The 22,894-nt window shown below is 47.8% G+C and carries 18 protein-coding genes; all 18 read left to right on the forward strand.

From position 1 onward, the window contains the following. Positions 1-51 precede the first annotated feature (51 nt). Positions 52-1,191: a 1-deoxy-D-xylulose-5-phosphate reductoisomerase gene (locus QMK20_RS10450; protein ID WP_283655649.1), complete on the forward strand. Its 1,140-nt coding sequence runs from the start codon at positions 52-54 to the stop codon at positions 1,189-1,191. 108 nt (positions 1,192-1,299) lie between these two features. After that, on the forward strand, positions 1,300-2,571 hold the full coding sequence (rseP, locus tag QMK20_RS10455) for an RIP metalloprotease RseP (protein ID WP_044644842.1): 1,272 nt from the start codon (positions 1,300-1,302) through the stop codon (positions 2,569-2,571). Between the two features lie 50 nt (positions 2,572-2,621). After that, positions 2,622-4,070 carry a proline--tRNA ligase gene (gene proS / locus QMK20_RS10460; RefSeq protein WP_283655650.1) on the forward strand — a complete coding sequence of 483 codons (1,449 nt, stop codon included), beginning with the start codon at positions 2,622-2,624 and terminating at the stop codon, positions 4,068-4,070. A gap of 217 nt (positions 4,071-4,287) precedes the next feature. Beyond that, entirely contained in the window at positions 4,288-8,604 is a 4,317-nt protein-coding gene (locus tag QMK20_RS10465; RefSeq protein WP_283655651.1) for a PolC-type DNA polymerase III, read from the forward strand. A 312-nt stretch (positions 8,605-8,916) separates the two neighbouring features. Then, complete coding sequence (rimP, locus tag QMK20_RS10470) at positions 8,917-9,378, forward strand: ribosome maturation factor RimP (RefSeq protein WP_014281118.1); 462 nt, start codon at positions 8,917-8,919, stop codon at positions 9,376-9,378. 101 nt (positions 9,379-9,479) lie between these two features. Beyond that, positions 9,480-10,577: a transcription termination factor NusA gene (gene nusA, locus QMK20_RS10475; RefSeq protein WP_013309927.1), complete on the forward strand. Its 1,098-nt coding sequence runs from the start codon at positions 9,480-9,482 to the stop codon at positions 10,575-10,577. Between the two features lie 24 nt (positions 10,578-10,601). Continuing rightward, positions 10,602-10,910, forward strand: a complete 309-nt coding sequence (gene rnpM, locus QMK20_RS10480; RefSeq protein WP_283655652.1) for an RNase P modulator RnpM — start codon at positions 10,602-10,604, stop codon at positions 10,908-10,910. After that, entirely contained in the window at positions 10,903-11,226 is a 324-nt protein-coding gene (locus QMK20_RS10485; protein WP_025720915.1) for a L7Ae/L30e/S12e/Gadd45 family ribosomal protein, read from the forward strand. Before rnpM ends, QMK20_RS10485 begins: the two co-directional genes overlap by 8 nt. After that, positions 11,219-13,777 carry a translation initiation factor IF-2 gene (gene infB / locus QMK20_RS10490; RefSeq protein ID WP_283655653.1) on the forward strand — a complete coding sequence of 853 codons (2,559 nt, stop codon included), beginning with the start codon at positions 11,219-11,221 and terminating at the stop codon, positions 13,775-13,777. The genes QMK20_RS10485 and infB overlap by 8 nt, the downstream gene beginning before the upstream one ends. A gap of 20 nt (positions 13,778-13,797) precedes the next feature. Further along, on the forward strand, positions 13,798-14,148 hold the full coding sequence (rbfA, locus tag QMK20_RS10495) for a 30S ribosome-binding factor RbfA (RefSeq protein ID WP_014281122.1): 351 nt from the start codon (positions 13,798-13,800) through the stop codon (positions 14,146-14,148). 52 nt (positions 14,149-14,200) lie between these two features. After that, a complete protein-coding gene (locus tag QMK20_RS10500; protein ID WP_283655654.1) occupies positions 14,201-15,178 on the forward strand; it encodes a DHH family phosphoesterase in 978 nt (325 codons plus the stop codon). Continuing rightward, positions 15,175-16,110, forward strand: a complete 936-nt coding sequence (truB, locus tag QMK20_RS10505) for a tRNA pseudouridine(55) synthase TruB (protein ID WP_283655655.1) — start codon at positions 15,175-15,177, stop codon at positions 16,108-16,110. Before QMK20_RS10500 ends, truB begins: the two co-directional genes overlap by 4 nt. 57 nt (positions 16,111-16,167) lie before the next feature. After that, positions 16,168-17,106, forward strand: coding sequence for a bifunctional riboflavin kinase/FAD synthetase (locus tag QMK20_RS10510; RefSeq protein ID WP_283655656.1), 939 nt, complete (start codon positions 16,168-16,170; stop codon positions 17,104-17,106). A gap of 132 nt (positions 17,107-17,238) precedes the next feature. After that, positions 17,239-17,508: a 30S ribosomal protein S15 gene (gene rpsO / locus QMK20_RS10515; RefSeq protein WP_014281126.1), complete on the forward strand. Its 270-nt coding sequence runs from the start codon at positions 17,239-17,241 to the stop codon at positions 17,506-17,508. Positions 17,509-17,753: 245 nt separating this feature from the next. Then, complete coding sequence (gene pnp / locus QMK20_RS10520) at positions 17,754-19,856, forward strand: polyribonucleotide nucleotidyltransferase (protein ID WP_283655657.1); 2,103 nt, start codon at positions 17,754-17,756, stop codon at positions 19,854-19,856. Positions 19,857-20,088: 232 nt separating this feature from the next. Beyond that, positions 20,089-21,093 (forward strand): polysaccharide deacetylase family protein, encoded by a 1,005-nt coding sequence (locus QMK20_RS10525; protein ID WP_283655658.1) that lies wholly within the window; start codon positions 20,089-20,091, stop codon positions 21,091-21,093. Positions 21,094-21,159: 66 nt separating this feature from the next. Continuing rightward, the gene (locus QMK20_RS10530; RefSeq protein ID WP_283655659.1) at positions 21,160-22,425 is read left to right on the forward strand and encodes a M16 family metallopeptidase; all 1,266 of its coding nucleotides are present in this window, start codon (positions 21,160-21,162) and stop codon (positions 22,423-22,425) included. Further along, entirely contained in the window at positions 22,403-22,849 is a 447-nt protein-coding gene (gene dut, locus QMK20_RS10535) for a dUTP diphosphatase (protein ID WP_014281130.1), read from the forward strand. Before QMK20_RS10530 ends, dut begins: the two co-directional genes overlap by 23 nt. The last annotated feature ends 45 nt before the right edge of the window (positions 22,850-22,894 follow it).

Raw genomic sequence — 22,894 nt, forward strand, 5'->3', positions numbered from 1 at the left:
GTCAAAGTTAGCCGCAGAGTAACGGTTATTTTCAAGATAGGAAGGTGCTTCATGAAAAGAATTACGGTACTCGGTTCAACCGGGTCTATTGGAACACAGACGCTGGATGTCGTATCTATGCACCCGGATCAGTTTGCCGTAGAGGCTTTAGCAGGTGGCTCAAATATAAAGTTGCTTGCCGAGCAGGCGCATCTATACCAACCCAAGAAGGTATCCGTCGGCACCAAGCAACTGGCGGAGGAAATCCGTCCTTTGTTGCCTTCCGGAATGGAACTGCATTGGGGGGATGAAGGACTCGTCGAGCTGGCTGCGAATACAGATGCAGATATGGTTGTGACAGCTGTAATGGGCAGTGTCGGATTGCACTCCACGCTGGCCGCGATTGAGGCTGGAAAACAGATCGGTTTGGCCAATAAGGAAACACTGGTTACCGCCGGTCATCTGGTCACAGAACGGGCACGGGCGAAAGGAGTGCCGTTGCTGCCGATTGACAGTGAGCATTCGGCTATTTTCCAATGCTTGAATGGTGAGGGTATGAAAGATGTGGCACATATTACTCTCACGGCATCGGGTGGTTCTTTTCGTGATTTGACAAGGGAACAGCTTCTGGAGGTTACGGTAGAAGATGCATTGAAGCACCCCAATTGGTCGATGGGTGCCAAAATTACGATTGATTCGGCAACGATGGTAAACAAAGGGCTAGAGGTCATTGAGGCGCACTGGTTGTTCGGACTTGATTATGAGCAGATTCACGTACTATTGCATCCTGAAAGCATCATTCATTCCTATGTAGAATTTGTGGATACCAGTATTGTCGCCCAACTGGGCAACCCTGATATGAGAGTGCCTATTCAATACGCTTTAACCTATCCTAAACGGATGAAGTCTCCGGCCAAGCCGCTGTCACTGGCTGAGGTGGGTAAGCTCCATTTTAAGAAAATGGACTTTAATCGTTTTCCTTGTTTAAGGCTTGCCTTTGAATGTGGTAAAATGGGTGGTACAGCACCAACTGCATTTAATGCGGCTAATGAGATTGCTGTTGCCCGTTTTCTGCGTGGAGAAATTCCTTTTCTGCATATCGAAGCCGTTATTGAGCGAGTACTGGAACGGCATGTCAATGTCACTAACCCTGATCTGGCTGCGATTGAAGCCTGTGACCGTGAGGTTCGCAGCGTAGCTGCCGGGATATAAGCTGAATTTGGGTTCGAGAAGCGAATTGTGATTCTCTTGTGTGGGATCGGAGAATAATGATAATCTAGGAAGACAAACTCGATCTCATTGAAAGGGGAACGGAAACGATTGGAAACGATTCGAATAGTTTTGATGACGGTGCTCATGTTTTTCGTCATAGTGACGGTGCATGAATGGGGGCATTATTATTTTGCCAAACGCGCCGGGATTCTGGTACGGGAGTTTGCGATCGGTTTCGGTCCGAAACTGTTTTCTTATAAAAGAAACGAGACGCGATTTACACTACGTTTGCTGCCGTTCGGTGGTTTTGCCCGCATGGCAGGAGAAGATCCGGAAATCAATGAAATTGAAGCCGGACAAACAATTGCTGTACGCGTAACGGACGGTATCGTCAAAACCATTTATTTGGACCAATTGGATAACCGCAAAAATGTGGTGCGCGGCGAAGTGCAGCACATTGATCTGGAGCAGGCACTAACTGTAAAATTGGATGTGGATGGCGAGGATCAGCAATATACTGTACACCCGCAAGCGATGATGGTAACCAAAGGGCAATCCATCCAGATTGCGCCTAAGGATCGACAGTATGGCAGCAAAACAGTAGGACAGCGTGCGATGGCTATTTTTGCTGGACCGCTGATGAATTTTATCCTTGCCTTTGTTCTGTTTGGTCTGCATATCCAGATGGTCGGCGTACAAGTGGACAACCCGACTTATGTCCAGATTAATGACATTACAGCGGGTATGCCAGCTGCTGAAGCTGATTTGCATAAGGGCGATATCATTGAATCCGTGAACGGGGTTGCGATTGGTGCGAACGTTGAAAATATGATCAAACTGATTGCCGATTCCCAAGACAAGCCGATGAAATGGGTTGTTCGTCGTGATAACAAAACTTTTGATCTGACGATTACACCTCGTGCAATGGAAGGACAAAAGGGTGGTAAAGTGGGCATCGTGCCTGAACTTCCGACACGGCAAGCCGGAGTCGGGGAAACATTTAAATTTGCTGGACAATCCATGGTACGAACGACCGATATTATTTTCCAGGGGTTTAGTCAGCTTATCCAACGCTTCTCCATTAATGATCTGGGAGGTCCGGTACGTACCTTTGAAGTGACAGGACAAATTGCCAAACAGGGCATTGAGCAGCTTACGTATTGGACTGCTATAATGAGTCTTTATTTGGGGATATTTAATCTATTGCCAATTCCGGCGCTGGATGGAAGCAGACTTGTTTTCCTCGGCGTAGAGGCGGTAAGAGGACGTCCGGTTGATCCGAGCAGGGAAGGTATGGTCCATTTCGTTGGTTTTGCTATGTTATTCCTGCTCATGATTGCGGTCACGTACAATGATATTTTACGATTAATTAACGGTTAATTAGAGACGGACTTATATAAAAGGGTCTGTATGGGAGGACATGCGTTTCTATGTCGAACGATAAACAGTTTGTCGAGGAAATTACGCCACAGAGCGAAGATTTTTCCCGATGGTACATTGATGTTATTAAAAAGGCAGAGCTGATGGATTACTCCCCGGTTCGCGGGTGTATTGTGTTCCGTCCCGACGGTTTTGAAATTTGGGAGCATATCAAGGAAGCCATGGATGTGCGTTTCAAAGAAACAGGTCATCGCAATGCCTATTTTCCGATGTTCATTCCCGAGAGCTTTTTCCAAAAGGAAAAAGAGCATGTCGAAGGGTTTAACCCTGAGCTTCCTTGGGTAACCGAGGCTGGCGGGGAAAAGCTGGAGGAGCGCCTTGCGATCCGTCCTACTTCAGAGACAATGATCGGTCATATGTACTCCAAATGGATTCAATCCTATCGTGATCTGCCAGTGCTTATCAACCAATGGGCCAACGTGGTTCGTTGGGAAAAACGCACGCTACCGTTCTTGCGTACAAGTGAGTTTTTGTGGCAGGAAGGTCATACTGCTCATGAAAATGAGGAAGAAGCACGCGAAGAAACGATGAAAATGCTGGAAGTATACCGCGAGGTTATCGAGGAAGTACTGGCTATCCCAGTTATTACCGGACAAAAAACGCCTTCTGAAAAATTTGCAGGTGCGAAGGATACATTCTCACTGGAAGCGATGATGAAGGATGGACGTGCGGTGCAAGCGGGGACTTCTCACTATATGGGAACCAATTTTGCCGTTGCTTTTGATATTAAATACTTGAGCCGAGACAATAACCTGGAATACGCTCATACCACTTCATGGGGAACAAGTACGCGTCTGATTGGTGCACTGATTATGGTCCATGGGGATGACCGGGGTTTGGCCTTGCCTCCTAAAGTTGCACCTACGCAGGTCATTATGGTGCCTATCGGGCCGCCTAAGAAGCGTGACGCAGTTATTGCCCGTGCAGATGAACTGTTCGCTGCACTGAAACAAGCGGGTGTACGTGTGAAAATGGACGACCGCAGCGATGTGAGTCCAGGTTGGAAGTTTAATGAGTACGAAATGCGTGGTGTACCGGTGCGTCTTGAAATCGGACCTCGTGATATGGAAAACGGTGTTTGCGTGCTCGTATCCCGTATCAGTGGCGAGAAAAAGATTGTACAGCAGGATAACCTTGTTGAGGAAGTCCATGCGATGCTGGCACAGGTACAGCAGGAAATGTTTGATCGTGCCAAGAGCTTTATGGATGAAAACTTCTATTCCGTAGATACGCTGGATGAAATGAAGGCGCTCATGGAAGAAAAACGTGGCTTTACTTTGGCAGGCTGGTGCGGATCTGTAGAATGTGAAGACAAAGTCAAAGAAGCGACAGGCGCTACAAGCCGTAATATACCTTTCAAAACTACCGAGCAAAAGACCACATGTCTGTGCTGCGGCAAACCAGCCAAGCATACTGTAGTGTTCGCACGGGCGTACTAATAAAGAAGTAAAGCTATACTACTATACTCACTTCATTCTCTCCACTAACGAGCATAATTGTAAGAGGTTGCTATGGTGGAGGATTGAGGGGGCTACGAAAAGCTTTTGCGGTCGGAGATGTTTTAGACGCAGAAGCTTTTCATGTTTTCAGAATTGTAGATTTGGAATCCGGGGTACGATTAGAGTAGTTAAGTCAATGGAAAACGGGGGGAGAGCCATGGGCGGAGCTGAAGAAAAGAGAAAACGGCTGGAACTGCTGATGAAGCAGGTAGTGATGCCGGCGGGAGTGGTGGAACCTTATTTCTTGGACGGTTGGATTGAGCAGGTGGAAATAAGCCGTACCAATAAGGATTGGAATATTATCATCGCCAAGGAAACACTGGTTCCCGCTCAGGTATATCGGGCCTTCTGTATTCAGGTGCAGGAGAAAATGAACCACATCGCTAAAATTACCTTTCGGTTTCGGTATAGTGAGCAGGTTCAGTCTGCGGATATCATCAGTGAATACTGGAAGCTTTTTCTGGAATGGGTGCACCGTGAAATCCCATCCGTGAACGGCTGGATGAACCGGGCTGTACATGAGTGGGAAGACGGCCTGTTATTGCTGACGATGAGCGATAGCATGTCACTGGAGCTGGCACGCAAAAAGCAGATTGACCAAGCAATCATCAAATTCTACGATAAATATTTTGGTCTCTCGATGCGCATTAAAATCCAGGTGGGAGAAAGTAACCAAGAGGCTTTGCAGCAGTTCCAAGAGAAAAAGATGCAGGAAGAACGTGAAGTTATTCAGCAGATGATGGAAAGCATGGAATCAGAAATGCCGCCTCTGGATGAAGAGGAAGGAGATGTACGACTTCAATTTGGCTATGACATCAAGGAGCCGCCTGTTCCGATGCAAGAAATTCAGGATGAAGAGAAGAAAGTCACGTTGCAGGGAACGATTTTCGGTCTCGATAGTAAAGAGCTGCGCAATGGAAGTACATTGTTCACCTATTATTTGACCGATTTTAGTGATTCGCTGCAAATGAAAATGTTTGCCAAAACAAAAGAAGATCTAAAAATTCTCAGCTTGCTGGCTAACGGAAAATGGGTTAAGGTCCGTGGCCGCGTCGAATATGATCGGTTTATGCAAATTCCTGAGCTGGTTATGATTCCTTCTGATCTGGTAGAGGTGCAGGCTCCTCCTTCCCGTAAAGATAATGCAGAGGAAAAACGGGTTGAGTTTCACCTTCACACAAAGATGAGCGCGATGGATGCTGTTAGCTCTATTGACCAGTATGTTAAAACAGCCGCCAAGTGGGGGCACAAGGCGATTGCGGTCACTGATCATGGTGGAGTGCAATGTTATCCCGATGCCGCTAAGGCCGCCAAGAAAAACGGAATTAAAATGATTTATGGTATCGAGGCCAATGTGGTCAACGATGCGGTTGAGGTTGTGATGCAGGCACAGCCACTTAATTTGAAAACAGCGACTTATGTCGTTTTTGATATTGAAACCACTGGTCTGTCAGTCACACAAAACAGAATTATTGAGATTGCTGCTGTCAAAATGCATGAGGGTAAAGAGGTAGAGCGTTATGCTACCTTTGTAAATCCGCATGAGCGTATACCATACAATATCCAGCAACTGACCAACATTAACGATGAAATGGTCAAGGATGCACCGGATGTGGAGCCCGTTATGAAGGAGTTTGTGGCTTTTGCTGGCGATGCTGTACTGGTTGCCCATAATGCGCGATTTGATGTCGGTTTTATCCAGGCTACGCTTAGGAATATGGGATTGCCTGAGATGACGAACCCGGTACTGGATACACTGGAATTGGCCCGCTTGCTGTTTCCTACGATGAAAAATCATCGTCTGAACACATTGACTACCAAATACAAGGTTGCGCTCGAAAGCCATCACCGGGCCATTGATGATACAGTTGCGCTAACAGAAGTGTTGAATGGACTTTTAAATGATGCGGAACAAATTAAAGGTATGAAAGTGCTCGACCGCTTGAACGACTATGTTGGTAAGGATTTATCGACCGTTCGTCCTTACCACTGCTGCATTTATGCGCTTAATCCGATTGGCAAAAAAAATCTGTACAAGCTGGTTTCAATGTCACATACCGAATATTTTAAGCGTGTCCCTTCTATTCCTAAATCGAAATTGTCAGAGATGAGAGACGGGCTGCTTATTATTTCAGGTTGCGAAAAGGGAGAGTTTTTCGAGGCAGTTCTGAACAAATCGGAGGAGGAAGCCGAGGAAATTGCACAGTTTTATGATGTGCTGGAGATCCAACCTTTAACCATGTACATGCATTTGGTGGAAAAACAACTGGTAAGTGGCCCTGATGCTCTGAAAACGGCAGTTCGTAAAGTATGCGAAATTGGGCGGCGGCTCGATAAGCCCGTTATTGCTACAGGCAATGTTCACTATTTGGAAACGCGTGATAAGCTGTACCGTGATATCACGATACATGGAATTACTGGCTTTAGCCCGTTAAAAGATATCCGAAAACCGGATGCGCATTTGCGCACTACAGACGAAATGCTGGCAGAATTCGAGTTTCTGGGCGAGGCGAAAGCCTATGAAGTCGTTGTGAAGAATACCAGCGAGTTGGCGGAGCGGTTTGAGGAACTGGAGCTGTTCCCTGACAAGCTGTTCACGCCTTTGCTGGATGGGGCAGACGAGGAAATCCGCAATACTTGCTACGAAACGGCTAAATCCATTTATGGTGAGGAATTACCCGAGGTGGTCGTAGCCCGTCTTGAAAAAGAACTGGAGCCGATTATTAAATACGGTTTCTCTGCCAACTATCTCATTTCCGAGCGACTGGTTAAAAAGTCCAATCAGGATGGATACCTGGTAGGTTCGCGGGGTTCTGTTGGATCTTCTGTGGTCGCTACCTTCCTTGGTATTTCCGAGGTTAATCCACTACCTGCACATTATATTTGTGGTAATCCTGAATGTAGACATAGCGAATGGATTTTGGATGGCAGTGTGCCGAGCGGATTTGACTTGCCTGACAAAAACTGTCCGAAATGCGGTGGCAAGCTGAAGGGTGAGGGACAGGATATTCCGTTTGAAACGTTCCTGGGGTTTAAGGGAGATAAAGTTCCCGATATTGACTTGAACTTCTCCGGGGAATATCAGCCAGTCGCACATAACTATACGAAAGTACTGTTTGGTGAGAAAAGCGTATTCCGTGCTGGAACCATCGGTACGGTTGCAGAAAAAACGGCCTTCGGCTTTGCGAAGAAATATGAAGAGGCGCATCATAAAAAATGGCGTGGGGCCGAATTAAACAGGCTGGCTTCCGGCTGTACGGGCGTTAAACGCAGCACCGGACAGCATCCGGGCGGGATCGTCGTCGTTCCGGATTATATTGAGGTCGAGGACATTACGCCGGTACAATTCCCGGCTGATGATACAAGCTCGGAATGGAAAACGACGCATTTTGATTATCATGCTTTTGATGCGAACTTACTCAAGCTCGATATTCTGGGCCATGATGATCCGACCATGATGAGAATGCTTCAGGATTTGACTGGAGTCGACCCAACGACGATTCCGATGAATGATCCGAAGGTTATGAGTATGTTCAATTCCACGGAGGCGCTTGGCGTATCGCCGCAGCAGATCCGTACTCCTGTCGCAACCTACGGTGTACCCGAGATGGGAACCAAGTTTGTACGTCAGATGCTAGTGGAATCACAGCCGAGTTCTTTTGCCGATTTGCTACAAATATCGGGTCTGTCCCATGGTACGGGCGTATGGTTGGGGAACGCGCAGGATTTGATCAAAAACAATACCTGCAACATCAAGACCGTAATCGGTTGCCGGGATGATATCATGCTATTCCTGATTTATAAGGCGGGGATGGATGCAGGTCTGGCCTTTAAAATTACGGAGAGCGTGCGTAAAGGTAAGGGGCTTAGTGCGGAATGGATCGAGGAAATGAAAAAATGCAAGGTGCCACAATGGTACATTGATTCCTGCCTCAAGATCCAGTACATGTTTCCAAAGGCCCATGCCGCAGCCTATGTTATTTCAGCAGTGCGGACCGCCTATTTCAAGCTGTATCATCCGATTGAATATTATGCGACCTATTTCTCGGTACGCGCAGCCGATTTTGATATTGAACTGTGTTGTCAGGGGTATGATGCCATCGCGCGAAAAATTGTCGAAATCGAGCAGCTCGGTTTTCAGGCTCCACCAAAGGAAAAAGGAATGCTTCCGATCCTGGAAATGGCGCTGGAAATGACGGCTCGCGGCTTCAGTTTCAAGACGATTGATTTGTACCGTTCCGAGGGCACTCGCTTCAAGGTAGACGGAGATTCACTCATTCCGCCGTTCGGAGCGCTTCAGGGGATTGGGGAAAACGCGGCACGTAACATCGCAGTCTCCCGTGAACAGGGTGAATTTTTGTCTGTCGAGGATTTTCAGCAAAAATCGAAGGCTAGTAAAACGATTGTCGAAATGCTGTCCCAGATGGGCTGTTTCCGTGGACTGCCGGAGAGTAATCAGCTGTCTCTGTTTTAATTGGAATCCCAGTAGTCAAGCTCTGGCACTTGTCACATAACTACGGTTATGTTATAATTTTTTTGGTAATCATGGAGATAAAACCGTTGCTTAAAGAGTGGGGAAACCCACTCTTTACTGTTTGATATACAGTTACAACGTGAAAAGACGATTTTTGGGCAGGAACCGGTACGCCGGTTTATTTGCAGTGAGCCCAAAATGAACATTACATCAAATGAAAATGGAAAATGCCGGTGATGGAGAAGCATTGTCCATGGCAATGGGGCGTCTCTTTTTCACCACAGGAAAGTTTACTTTTGGAGGTTATAATCTTTGAGCACACCAAAGATCAAGTCAGTAGTAGAAGAAATGGCCCAACCTTACCTCGATGAGCATGGTTTTGAACTGGTCGATGTCGAGTATGTCAAAGAGGGCAGCAATTGGTTTCTTCGCGTTTTTGTAGACAAAGACGGGGGAATTGATCTGGACGACTGTAGTATGATCAGTGAATACCTGGGTCAAAAGCTGGACGAAAATGACCCTGTTTCTACAGCGTATTTTCTGGAAGTGTCTTCACCAGGCGCTGAAAGACCGCTGAAAAAAGCGGAAGACGTAACCAAAGCGGTAGGCAAAAATGTATTCGTTACTACATACGAGCCGATCAACGGCCTGAAGGAATTTGAAGGTCGTTTGCTTTCTTTTGAAGATGGGGAACTTACTGTTCAGAGCGGACAAAAGAAGCATGCCATACCTTATGACAAGGTGGCTGGAGCTAGGCTCGCGATCATATTTTAATTCGGATTTGACCGTTGCTGTTTGACATGTACTTCATGTTTTTTTGCCTCGTGTGCCGACCAGGACGCAGGTGCATCATTTGAAAGGGGGAGCAGTAATCCATGAGTATGGATTTTATTGAAGCAATGAACGAGTTGGAACGGGAAAAGGGGATCAGCAAGGATGTGCTGTTTGAGGCCATTGAAGCAGCCTTGATTTCCAGCTACAAACGGAATTTCAACACCGCACAAAACGTGCGTGTCGATATGAACCGCAACTCGGGTGTCATTAAGGTATATGCCCGCAAGCTGATCGTTGAGGAGGTATTGGATCCTCGCACCGAGATTTCGTTGCCAGCAGCCCGTGAGATTAACCCGCATTTTCAGCTGGAGGATATTGCTGAGATTGAAGTTACTCCTCGTGATTTTGGACGGATTGCCGCACAAACAGCGAAGCAGGTCGTAACCCAACGTATCCGTGAAGCGGAGCGGGGATTGATCTACAACAAGTTTGTGGACAAGGAAGAGGATATTGTAACAGGGACCGTACAACGTCAGGACCCGCGTAATATTTATATTGACCTGGGTAAGGTGGAGGCGGTTCTCCCGTTGGGCGAGTTGATGCCTAATGAGAAATTCAGTCATCTGGACCGGATTAAGGCTTATATTACCAAGGTAGAGAATACGACCAAAGGGCCTCAAATCATGTTGTCCCGCTCACATCCAGGTCTGCTTAAGCGTTTGTTCGAACTCGAGGTGCCGGAAATTTTTGACGGTGTCGTTGAGATTCGTTCTGTAGCGCGTGAAGCAGGCTTCCGTTCTAAAATCGCAGTTCATTCCCGCAATGCCGAGGTAGATCCGGTCGGTTCTTGTGTAGGACCGAGAGGAACGCGGGTGCAGACGATTGTGAATGAGTTGCGTGGTGAAAAAATCGACATTGTGCGTTATTCCGATAATGTTGACGAATATGTGGCTAATGCGCTGAGCCCGTCCAAGGTGCTTGAGGTGCAGGTGTTTGAAGAAGAAAAAATGGCGCGTGTCATCGTGCCTGATTACCAGCTTTCTCTGGCCATTGGTATCAAAGGGCAAAATGCCCGCCTTGCTGCCAAGCTCACTGGCTGGAAAATTGATATCAAGAGCGAAACGCAGGCGGAGGAAGAACTCGGCAGACCGAGAACATCCACCGATGAAATGCATCAGGATTCCGTTTCTGTAGATTAAACGGGAGTGTAGGGGGGTTAATGCATGAAACAGAGAAAGGTACCTTTGCGCAAGTGTGTGGCCTGTCATGAAATGATGCCTAAGAAGCAGTTGATCCGTGTCGTCAAAACCCCTGAAGACGAAGTGCTGATTGACTTGACAGGCAAAAAGTCGGGACGCGGCGCTTACTTGTGCGGCAAAGCCGCCTGCTTCAAGCTTGCTCAAAAAAGCAAGGCACTGGATCGGGCATTGAAGCACTCGGTTCATCCTGATATTTATGAGCAGCTAAGTCGTGATTTTGCTGCCGTCGAGGAAGAATTCCTGGCGGCACAAGGCAGCGTGCATGATGAATAAGGCGCTGTCTGGATTGGGCCTTGCCATGAGAGCTGGCAAGCTGCTAACAGGTGATGAGATCGTTTTTAAAGCGATCAGGTCTTCAGAAGCCAAGCTGGTCATTCTTGCGAAAGATGCTTCAATGAATACTCAAAAGAAATTCCGCGACAAATGCGGGACGTACAAAATCCCCTTATTGATAGGATTTGACCGGGAAAGCTTGGGAAGCAGCATCGGCAAGCCTGAACGGGTTGTGCTGGCTGTGACGGATCAAGGATTCGCGAAATTGATCAAGAAACATGCGGGGATAATGTCGGAGGTGGAGTATATTGAGTAAACAAGAAAGCAAAGACAAAGTGCGGGTATACGAATACGCCAAATCGTTGAACATGAGCAGCAAAGAAATTATCACCATTCTTAAACGGCTGGATATTCCCGTGAACAACCATATGAGCGTCATGGAACACGATGCCGTGGGTAAAGTGGAAAATTTTTTTAAGGATATTAAATCCAATGCTGCGGCCAAGCAAGGCGGAGCAGGCACGGCGCAAGTAAGCTCGAACCAGGCCGGTTCAAGCCAGAATAGTAATCATTCAACTGAGCAAACCAAAAATCAACAGGAAAAGCAGGTAAGTATGAATAGGACAAACAACAACCAAAACAGTAACCGAAGCAGCGCTCCAAAAGCGCAAGGCAGTCAGCAGGGCGGTCAAAACCGCAGTCAACAGAGTACAAGCAGACCAAGTGGACAGCAAGGCAGCCAGAACCGTAGTGGCGGCCAGCAACAGGGAGGACAACAGCGCCCGAGCACTAACACGGGTTCACGTCCTCAAGGTAGCCAAAGCACCAACTCACGTCCACAAGGGAGCAGTCAAGGTAGTACGGCAGTAAGAACGGCATCGTCCACGGGAAGTAGCAATGCGAACCGTAGCGGTGGTGGCAACCGTACAGGCAGCAACTCCAATAACGGCGGTAATCGTTCCGGTCAAGGCCGTTTCGACGATAACCGTCAAGGCGGAGGACGCGGTGGTAACGGTGGTCGTGGTGGTAATAGCCGCGGTGGTAACAATCGTGGTGGAAAATTCAACAATCGTGGCAGAGGTCAACAACAGGAGCGCCGCGAGAAAATCGACAACACGCCTAAGAAAATCATTGTGCGTGGTGAGATGACAGTAGGCGAAACAGCGAAGCTTCTCCACAAGGATGCATCGGAAGTTATCAAAAAGCTGATCACGCTCGGAACGATGGCGACCATTAACCAGGAACTGGATATGGATACTATCCTTCTGCTTGCCGGAGATTTCGGTGTAGAAGTAGAAGTGAAAATTCCGGTCGAAGAGGATCGCTTTGAAACAGTGGAAGAAAACGATGATCCAGAGCTTCTGAAAGCACGTCCTCCCGTTGTTACGATTATGGGTCACGTCGATCATGGTAAAACAACTTTGCTGGATGCTATTCGCTCCACTAATGTAACGGGTGGCGAAGCTGGTGGTATTACACAGCATATCGGTGCGTATCAAGTTGAAATCAACAGCAAAAAAATAACTTTCCTGGATACACCGGGTCACGAAGCGTTTACGGCAATGCGTGCTCGTGGTGCTCAAGTTACGGATATGACGATCATTGTTGTTGCAGCTGATGACGGTGTTATGCCACAGACAGTTGAAGCCATCAACCATGCGAAGGCAGCTGGTCTGCCGATCATCGTGGCTGTGAATAAGATCGACAAGCCGGATGCGAATCCGGATAAAGTAAAGCAAGAATTGACTGAGTATGAATTGGTTCCTGAAGAGTGGGGCGGCGATACGATCTTTGTCAACGTTTCCGCGAAACAGAGAATGGGTCTTGAAGATCTGCTCGAAATGATTCTGCTCGTAGCTGAAGTAAATGAGTACAAAGCGAACCCGGACAAACGGGCACGTGGTACGATCATCGAAGCTGAGCTGGACAAAGGCCGCGGTTCCGTAGCCCGTATCCTCGTTCAGAATGGTACACTGAAAGTTGGCGATGCTTTCGTAGCAGGTAACTGTTTCGGACGTGTACGTGCCATGGTCAATGACAAAGGCCGCCGTCTGAAGGAAGCTGGTCCTTCCACACCAGTTGAAATCACTGGTTTGACAGAAGTGCCACTTGCTGGCGATCCGTTCATGGTGTTCGAGGATGAGCGCAAAGCTCGTGCTATCGCTGACAGACGTTCGATTACGCAACGTCAGTCCGATCTGGGCAGCAACACCCGCGTAACGCTGGATGACCTGTTCCAGCACATCAAGGATGGCGAGATGAAAGATCTGAACGTCATTATCAAGGGTGATGTGCAAGGTTCCGTCGAAGCGCTGAAAGGTTCCTTGAACAAGATTGAAGTTGAAGGTGTACGCGTTAAAATTCTTCACAGCGGTGCAGGTGCAATTACCGAATCCGATATTATTTTGGCTGCGGCTTCCAATGCCATTGTGATTGGTTTTAACGTTCGTCCTGATAATCAGGCGAAATCTACAGCTGAAGCTGAAAAAGTGGACATTCGTCTGCACCGCGTCATTTACAATGTCATTGAAGAAATCGAGCAAGCCATGAAAGGCATGCTGGATCCTGAATATAAAGAAAATGTGATTGGGCATGCTGAAGTTCGTAACGTGTTTAAGGTCACTAAGGTCGGTACGATTGCCGGTTGTATGGTGACGTCCGGTAAAATTGCCCGTTCAGCAGAAGCGCGCCTGATACGTGATGGCATTGTTATTTTTGAAGGTAAAATCGACTCACTGAAACGCTTTAAGGACGACGCAAAAGAAGTTGCCCAAGGTTACGAATGCGGTATTACCCTTGATGGCTATAATGATGTTAAGGAACTCGACATTATTGAAGCGTTCGTCATGGAAACAGTGGAGCGCTAACGGCAGAGAGGTGAGCATCCATGGCTAAAATACGTACAGGTCGGGTTGGCGAGCAGATTAAGAAAGAGCTAAGCCAACTCATACAGACCGAATTAAAAGATCCCCGTATCGGTTTTATTACGGTAACGGGTGTTGATCTGACAAACGATTTGTCCCAAGCGAAAATATACTTGAGCGTGCTTGGGGATGAAGAGCAAAAAACTTCTTCCCTGAAAGCATTGGACAAAGCGAACGGTTATCTTCGTTCTGAACTTGGCAAACGGATACGGCTTCGCCATATTCCCGAGCTGATTTTCAAAATTGACGAATCTATCGCTTATGGCAGCCGGATTGAAAAGCTGCTAAGTGATATCGACAAGGATGAGAAATAGCAAGAGCTAGTTTATCCGAAGGAACCATGAACTGAATGTAAAGGAGACGGCAATGCATACCTATGAACAGGCGCTTCAACAAGCGAAGGAATTTATTCTGGAGCATGATGATTACCTGATCGTATCGCATGTACAGCCGGACGGAGACGCAGTCAGCTCCACCGTAACGGTGGGCTGGCTTCTCTCATGTCTGGGGAAGAAATTTACCATGCTGAATGAGGGGGCTATCCCCAAGCGCATGGATTTTTTATGGCATGCTGATGAGATTATGGATATGAGCCAGCAACCGCCGGAACGGAAATACAACCGGATTATTTGTGTAGATTGTGCAGATTTTCGTCGTGTTGGTCTAACAGAGCAGTTTTTTGCGGAAGATGCCATCATTTTGAATATTGATCATCATCCGACGAATGATGCGTATGGAACAGTTAATGTGATTAAGTCGGATGCTGCGGCAACGGCAGAAATTCTTTTTGATCTACTGGAAAAGTTTGCGATCAACTGGGACGTTGAAGTGGCGACGGCTGTATATACCGGACTGCTGACGGACACAGGAGGCTTCAGGTATTCGAACACTTCGCCTAAAGTCATGTCTACAGTGTCACAGCTGCTTGCCTATGGTGTAGACGGTCCCTATCTATCCGAGAGCCTGCTGGAAGAAATGACATTCCCGCAAATGAAGGTCCTGACCAAAGCATTGCAAACGCTCGAGATTTCGGAGGATGGTAAAATCGCCTGGGTGGTTGTAACCCCTGACGATATGAAGGAATGCGGAGCTGTTAATGAGGATTTGGAAGGCATCGTCAATTATCCGAGGAATATTCGTGGCGTTGAAGTAGGCATTTTCTTTAAAGTGATTAGTGATCAAGCGGTCAAAGCCAGTCTGAGATCGGCAGGTAACGTTAACGTAGCTGCGCTTGCCCAATCGTTTGGGGGCGGGGGACACGTACGTGCTGCAGGTTGTCGTCTGGAGGGTAAGCTGGAGGACATTATTGAGGTCGTTGTAGGGCGGGTGAAGGCCGAGCTATGAAACCGATGAAGCAGGAACAAGCAACTTGGGAAGGCGTACTACCCGTCTACAAACCCGCTGGATTCACCTCTCATGATGTGGTGGCCAAGACTCGCCGTTTGCTGGGAATGAAGCGAATCGGACATACCGGAACACTTGATCCTCAGGTGACAGGCGTGCTGCCGTTGTGTCTGGGACGTGCTACCCGGGTAGTTGAATACATGCAGGAGTTACCTAAGGAATACCATGCAACATTACGCTTGGGACTTGCCACTGATACAGAGGACCTTACGGGTACGATTACCGAGAAGTGTGACCATCCAGTAGAGGTGACGGAAGAGGAAGCCAAAGCGGTTCTGGAGCGTTTTGTCGGTACGATTTCCCAAGTGCCACCAATGTACTCGGCCCTCAAAGTGGATGGCAAACGTCTATACGAGCTGGCCCGAGAAGGCAAGACCGTGGAGCGTAAAAGCCGTGAAGTGACTATTTACGAGCTGGAAATGACGGGATTCGCGGAGTCGGGATCATATGTGGATATTTCTTTTCGTGCATTATGCTCCAAAGGAACTTATATCCGTACGCTCTGCGTCGATATCGGCCGCGAATTGGGATATCCTTCGACGATGGTCAAGCTGGAACGAACCATGTCTGCGGGGATTTCTGCGAATCGTTGTTTAACATTCGAAGAAATTGAACGCTACGTAGCGGATGGCAGCCTGGGTGAGCGGCTTATTGCCACTGATGAGGCCATTGACTATATGCCTGATCATACGGTGGCCGAAGTGAAGGCCGCTGCCGCTCTTCAAGGTCAGCGCTTGTCGCTGAGCATGATTTCTCCGCCTGTGACGGACAGCCAGCCCTTCCGGTTGTATAAAGAGGATCGAACGTTTTTGGGCGTATATGGACGTGATGAATCAGGGGCTATCGCGCCAATTAAAGTTTTTTTACCTTGAATTGTGCTATAATTTTGACGAAGTTAGTCAAATGATGTGAAATGCAGGTGAAATAATATGATTACTGTATCATTATCTTATCCATTGAGCGATGAGCTTTTGCACCAATGGGGACGTTCACAGGTCACGGCGATCGGTCAGTTCGACGGTCTTCATCTCGGACACACAAGTGTCATACGCAAGGCTGTCGAGCTGGCTCGGGAACAGAAAGTGCCGGTATCTGTTATGACATTTCATCCTCACCCGAAGGAAGTCATGAAAAAAGGCGACTATGAAGGCTATTTGACCCCGCTTGTGGACAAGCAGGATATTTTGGCCGATATGGGTGTGGACGTGCTTTATATTTTGAGATTTGACGAGGACTTTTCCAAAGTCAGCCCTGAGGCGTTCATCACGGACATCTTGCTTCCATTGCAGATTCAAACGGCAGTAGTGGGCTTTGATTTCCGGTTTGGCTACCGGGGAGCCGGACATGAGCATACACTTCGGGAACTGGGAGGAGAACGTATGTCCGTCCACACCGTATCGCCATTCGAGCTGGATGGGGAAAAAGTGAGCAGCTCCAGCATCCGCCGTGCCTTGCAGACAGGGGATTTAACGCATGCCTCTCGCTGGCTGGGGCGCTCTTACCACATTCGGGGCACCGTAATGGATGGAGAGAAGCGTGGACGCACCATCGGCTTCCCAACAGCCAATCTCAAGCTGGATGATACTTACGTAATTCCAGTCAAGGGCGTATATGCCGTACGGGCACTGGTGGGTGAGCGTTGGAAAAGCGGGGTAATGAATGTAGGGGTTAAGCCTACTTTTCATGAAGGTGTGCTGAATCCGTCGTTTGAGGTTCATCTGTTTGATTTTGATCAGCAGATTTATGGTGAGCCTGTGCTGGTTGAGCTTCATCATTACATCCGTCCTGAACGCAAATTCTCTTCGGTGGACGAGCTGATTACCCAGATTGGCAACGACGCACAAACGGCTAAAAAGCTGTTAGGCTAATTTATTTACATAAGACAGGCGCTGTGTTATACTGACTTATGTTGTGTAAACAACGATGAACCTTGGCTTGGTTGTCCGCTTTCACCAGCGGCTACGAGGCTAATGGCGATTATAATGAAGGAGGTGAACAGGATGGCATTGACTCAAGAGCGTAAACAGCAATTGATCGAGGAGTACAAAACTCATGAATCCGATACAGGATCTGCAGAGGTACAAATCGCTATCCTTACTGAAAATATCGTTAACTTGCAAAGCCACTTTCGTTCGCATAAGAAAGACCATCACTCCCGCCGCGGGTTGTTGAAAATGGTCGGTCAGCGTCGTAAACTTTTGGCTTACCTGAAGAAGACTGATGTTAGACGTTACAGTGCGTTGATCGAGCGTCTCGGACTGCGTCGTTAATTTTCAGACATGTAATGAGAAAAGAAGCCTGGTTGTTCACCGCTTGTCCCTGCTAAGGCGACGGCGGACAGCAGCCGGGTTCTTTTTTGAAGTAAGGAATTTTTTTGACGTACAGATCCTTTAGAAGTGCGAGTCTAGTAAGGTTCTGGTGCTTATTGTGCATAGGGCTTCTTATGAATCAGGCCCGTCTAGGAAATACTGGATATGTATAGAACTTTTACAATGGAATGAAATGGAGGGATACCATGGAGCAACGTGTGGAAATTCAGCTCGGCGGAAGAAAGCTGGTGCTGGAAACAGGACGTCTTGCGAAACAGGCCAATGCCGCAGTTAAAGTAAGCTATGGCGAAACGGTTGTTCTCTGTACCGTGACCGCTTCCAATGCGCCGAAAGATTTGGACTTTTTTCCGCTGACGGTGAACTATGAAGAAAGATTGTATGCTGTGGGGAAAATCCCAGGCGGATTTATTAAACGGGAAGGACGCCCAAGTCAAAAAGCGATTTTGTCCAGCCGTCTGACAGATCGTCCGATTCGCCCATTGTTCCCGGAAGGCTTCCGGAATGATGTACAGGTATTAAACCTGGTGATGAGTGTCGATCAGGATTGTGAGCCGGAAATTGCAGCGATGATCGGAACCTCGGCAGCGCTTAGCATTTCGGACGTACCTTTTAACGGACCGATTGGCGGAGTTGCTGTAGGCCGTGTGGACGGACAATTCGTGATTAACCCGGACATTGCGCAACAGAATGCAAGCGATTTGTATCTGGTTGTAGCCGGGACGAAAGATGCCATCATGATGGTAGAAGCGGAAGGCAACGAAATTCCGGAAGAAGTCATGCTGGAAGCAATCATGTTTGGCCATGACGAGATCAAGAACATTGTGGCAGTCATTGAGCAACTGGTTCAAGTGGCAGGTAAAGAGAAAATGCAGGTTAAACTGCATGCTGTCGATGAAAAAGTGAACAGCGAAGTTCGTGCATATGCGGCTGAACGTTTGGTGGAAGCCGTCAAAATTATAGAAAAACATGCCCGTCAAGAGGCGATTGATGCAGTCAACGAAGAGACGGTTGCACATTTTGAAGCACAGTACATAGAGACGCCTGAGCTTTTGAAAGACGTGAGCGAAGTTCTCTATGATATCGTTAAAGAAGAAGTCCGTCGTCTGATTACGCATGATAAAGTGCGTCCTGACGGTCGTAAGCTTGACGAGATTCGTCCGATCGAAAGCGATACGAGCATTTTGCCGCGTACGCATGGCTCGGGCTTGTTCACACGCGGTCAAACGCAAGCGCTTAGCGTTTGTACACTTGGCGCATTGGGTGATGTGCAAATTTTGGACGGCATTGATCTGGAAGAAACGAAGCGTTTCATGCATCATTACAATTTCCCTCCATTCAGTGTAGGCGAGGCTCGTCCTTTGCGTGCACCGGGTCGTCGTGAAATTGGACATGGTGCTCTTGGTGAGCGTGCGCTTTCCAAAGTCATTCCTTCTGAAACTGAATTTCCATATACGATTCGTCTCGTTTCCGAGGTGCTGGAATCGAATGGCTCGACTTCCCAGGCTAGTATCTGCGCAAGCACACTGGCTATGATGGATGCGGGTGTACCGATCAAGGCTCCGGTTGCAGGTGTAGCGATGGGATTGATCAAGGACGGGGAGCATGTTTCCGTGTTGACCGATATCCAGGGCATGGAAGATCACTTGGGCGACATGGACTTTAAAGTGGCTGGTACAGCAGAAGGCGTAACTGCTATTCAAATGGATATCAAGATTAACGGTATCGATCGTAACATTTTGCAGGATGCGCTCAAACAAGCCAGAGAAGGACGCTTGTTCATTCTTAGCAAAATGATGGAAGCCATCCAGACGCCGCGTGAGCAATTGTCTCCGTATGCGCCGAAAATTATGACGATGCACATTAACCCGGATAAAATCCGTGATGTTATTGGTGCGGGTGGTAAAATCATTAACAAAATCATCGAAGAAACCGGCGTAAAAATTGATATCGAACAAGATGGTCGTGTATTCATCGCTTCCACAAACCAAGAGATGAATGAGAAGGCGCGTTCCATTATTGAAGGTATCGTGAAAGAAGTCGTGATTGGAGAGATTTACATCGGCACAGTGAAGCGGATTGAAAAATTCGGTGCATTCGTCGAAATTTTACCGGGCAAGGACGGTCTGGTTCATATTTCCCAACTGTCTACTGAACGTGTAGCCAAAGTTGAGGATGTAGTTGCTATTGGAGATACGATTACGGTGAAAGTTACCGAAATTGATCAACAAGGTCGTGTCAATTTATCCCGCAAAGCTGTTCTGACGGCTGAAGCTCCTGCAAAGTCCTAGTACCTGCGTACAGCGGATCACTATAAAAGGAGTGCTGTTCGTTTTTTACAGAAGACTCGGGATTGGAATAGCATCTTTTAAGCTTTTGGAAAGAGGCAGAGCTACGTTTCTGGCTCTTTTTTCATACATATGCACAAGCTGTGTCGAAGTGGGCTTCCAGAGGCTTGCTGCGTCATAGTTCTTGTCCTCCCCGCATACAATGTGGACAAACGGGCGGGAGGATGAAGGGATCATGAGAAAGGCAAAGAGAGCAGCGTGGGTTGTAGCCAGTCTGGTCATTACGCTGGTGATTGGGCAGTTTAGCGGGGTGCGAGAGTATGTGAGTCAACTACGCGCCGGACACAGCACGGAAACGAGTGAGCCCGAGGCTGCAACAACGATGGCGATAGCCGCTTTACCAGATAATGCACTCATGCAGCGACTGCGATCAGAGGCTGCCCGACAAAGACGAGAGCCGATTGATGCCAAGATCGACCGGGTATGGAAGGCTATTCCCGGCTATAACGGCTTGGAGGTTGACCTGGACGCGACTTATCGTAAGGCAATTGCGGCTCCGGACCAACCCATACAATATGTGTATCGACAGCTTGCGCCCAAGATACATTTGAACCAGCTCGGCAATGTCCCGATTTACCGGGGAAATCCCGAAAAGCCGATGGTTTCTTTCATGATCAATGTAGCTTGGGGAAACGAGTATATCGCGCCTATACTGGATACGCTGGATCAGGAAAAGGTCAAGGCTACGTTTTTTTTCGATGGTAGCTGGCTGAAAAAAAATCCTGAACTCGCCAAAGAGATTCAAAAAAGAGGACATGAGCTTTCGAACCATGCTTACTCCCATCCGAATATGAGCCGTCTGAGCAGGGAAAGAGCTACACAGGAAATAGAGAAGACACAAGTGCTTCTTCAGGACATTTTAGGTGTGAAAAACGGCTGGTTTGCCCCACCATCGGGCGATTTTAATCAGGAAACAGTTGATTTAGCAGCAGGTCTTGGGCTTAAAACAGTGCTGTGGACACTGGATACAGTGGACTGGAGACATCCTTCGCCGGAAACGGTAATTGCTAAAATCAGCAGCAAGGTCGAATCGGGATCACTGATTTTGATGCATCCGACAGATTCTTCATCGGCGGCTCTCAAAGGCATGATTCATGCCATTCGCAGCAAGGGACTGGTGCCCGGAACCGTCAGTCAGACGCTTTCCCCTGATCGGCAGCTACCTGCTCCGGTTGAGTGAACGTCTTTTTTCTGTTAGGATTGAACATTATGGCAAAGTTTGCAATTCAGTTTAGGAGGGCCAATCGTGGAAAGAATTCAACTCAAAAACGGCCTAAGAGTGGTCATTGAAAAAATTCCAACCGTGCGTTCCGTTTCTTTCGGCATCTGGGTTAAAACCGGCTCCCGAAATGAAACCCCGGACAATAGCGGTATTTCTCATTTTATTGAACACATGCTTTTCAAAGGAACAGAGCGCTTCGACGCGAAGGAAATTGCCGAGCAATTTGACGCCATCGGAGGGAATGTTAATGCATTCACTTCGAAGGAATATACGTGCTATTATGCAAAAGTGCTGGATGAGCATCTGCCGATTGCGGTTGATGTACTGTCCGATATGTTTTTTAATTCTAAATTAGATCATGAAGAGCTGGAAAAAGAGAAAAACGTGATCCTGGAGGAAATCTCCATGTACGAGGACACACCAGACGATATGGTGCATGATCTCTTATCACGGGCCGCTTATGGCGACCATCCGCTGGCTTATCCCATTCTCGGTACCGAAAAGCATTTATTAGCTATGGACAGCTCCCATCTCAGCAATTATATGAAAGAACACTATACAATCGACAATACGGTCATCAGTGTGGCTGGTAATATTGATGATAGTCTGGTAGAGCTACTGGAGCGTCACTTTGGGCACTTTGATAACCATGGAACTGCTTCGCCCCTGACGGTTCCTGCGTTTAACGGTGAGCTGTTGTATCATGAAAAGGCAACGGAACAGAATCATATTTGCTTGTCTCTGCCTGGATTTGCAACGGGTGACGATCTCCAGTATGCTATGGTATTGCTGAACAACGCGATCGGCGGCGGTATGAGCTCACGTCTGTTTCAGGAAATTCGGGAGAAGCGTGGGCTGGCTTATTCGGTCTATTCCTACCATAGCTCCCATGCGGACAGTGGTATGTTCACCATTTATGCCGGTACGGCTCCCAAGCAGACGAAGGATGTGCTGAATCTGGCGCTTGAACTGTTGCAGGATGTGGCTGTTAAGGGACTGGATGATAACGAGCTTCGTAAAGGCAAGGAGCAGTTAAAAGGAAGCTTGATATTAAGCCTTGAGGGCACAGGAAGTCGGATGAATCGTCTTGGAAAAAATGAGTTGATGCTAGGTCAGCATTACACGCTGGATCAAATGATTGAGCACATTGAGCAAGTGACAGCTGATGATGTGAACAAGGTACTGGACCGGATGTTCTCGGAGCCGTTTGCCCTGTCGATGGTCGGAGCGAGCGATTCAGCGGTTAAGGATATGAGGAGGGACTATTTTGTTAACTTACGTGGAAATTAACAGACTTGGGGGCAATGAGGATATTGAGCTGCCCCGTAAAATGTCAGAGCTTGCATCCGGGTTTGACCTGTATGCTGCGGTACAGGAAGACTTAGTTTTGGAACCCGGCAAGCGTTGTCTTGTTCCAACCGGATTGGCTATAGCGATGCCGGCAGGGCTGGAGGCACAAATCCGTCCGCGCAGCGGACTGGCTCTCAAGCATGGTATTACCTGTCTCAACACACCGGGCACAATTGATGCGGATTATCGTGGGGAGATTAAGGTATTGCTTATCAATTTGGGCGAGGAACCATTCACCATTACACGTAATGAGCGAATTGCACAAATGGTATTTCAGACTGTGCCTGAGGTAGAGTTGAAGCAGGTAGACCGTTTGTCTGAAACTGTGCGTGGTGCTGGAGGCTTCGGTCATACAGGACGCTGAGTCCACAGTTTCCTTCAAACGACTGAATGTCACGGCTTTAATCGG

The sequence above is a fragment of the Paenibacillus sp. RC334 genome (assembly GCF_030034735.1).
GTDB classification, from domain to species: domain Bacteria; phylum Bacillota; class Bacilli; order Paenibacillales; family Paenibacillaceae; genus Paenibacillus; species Paenibacillus terrae_A.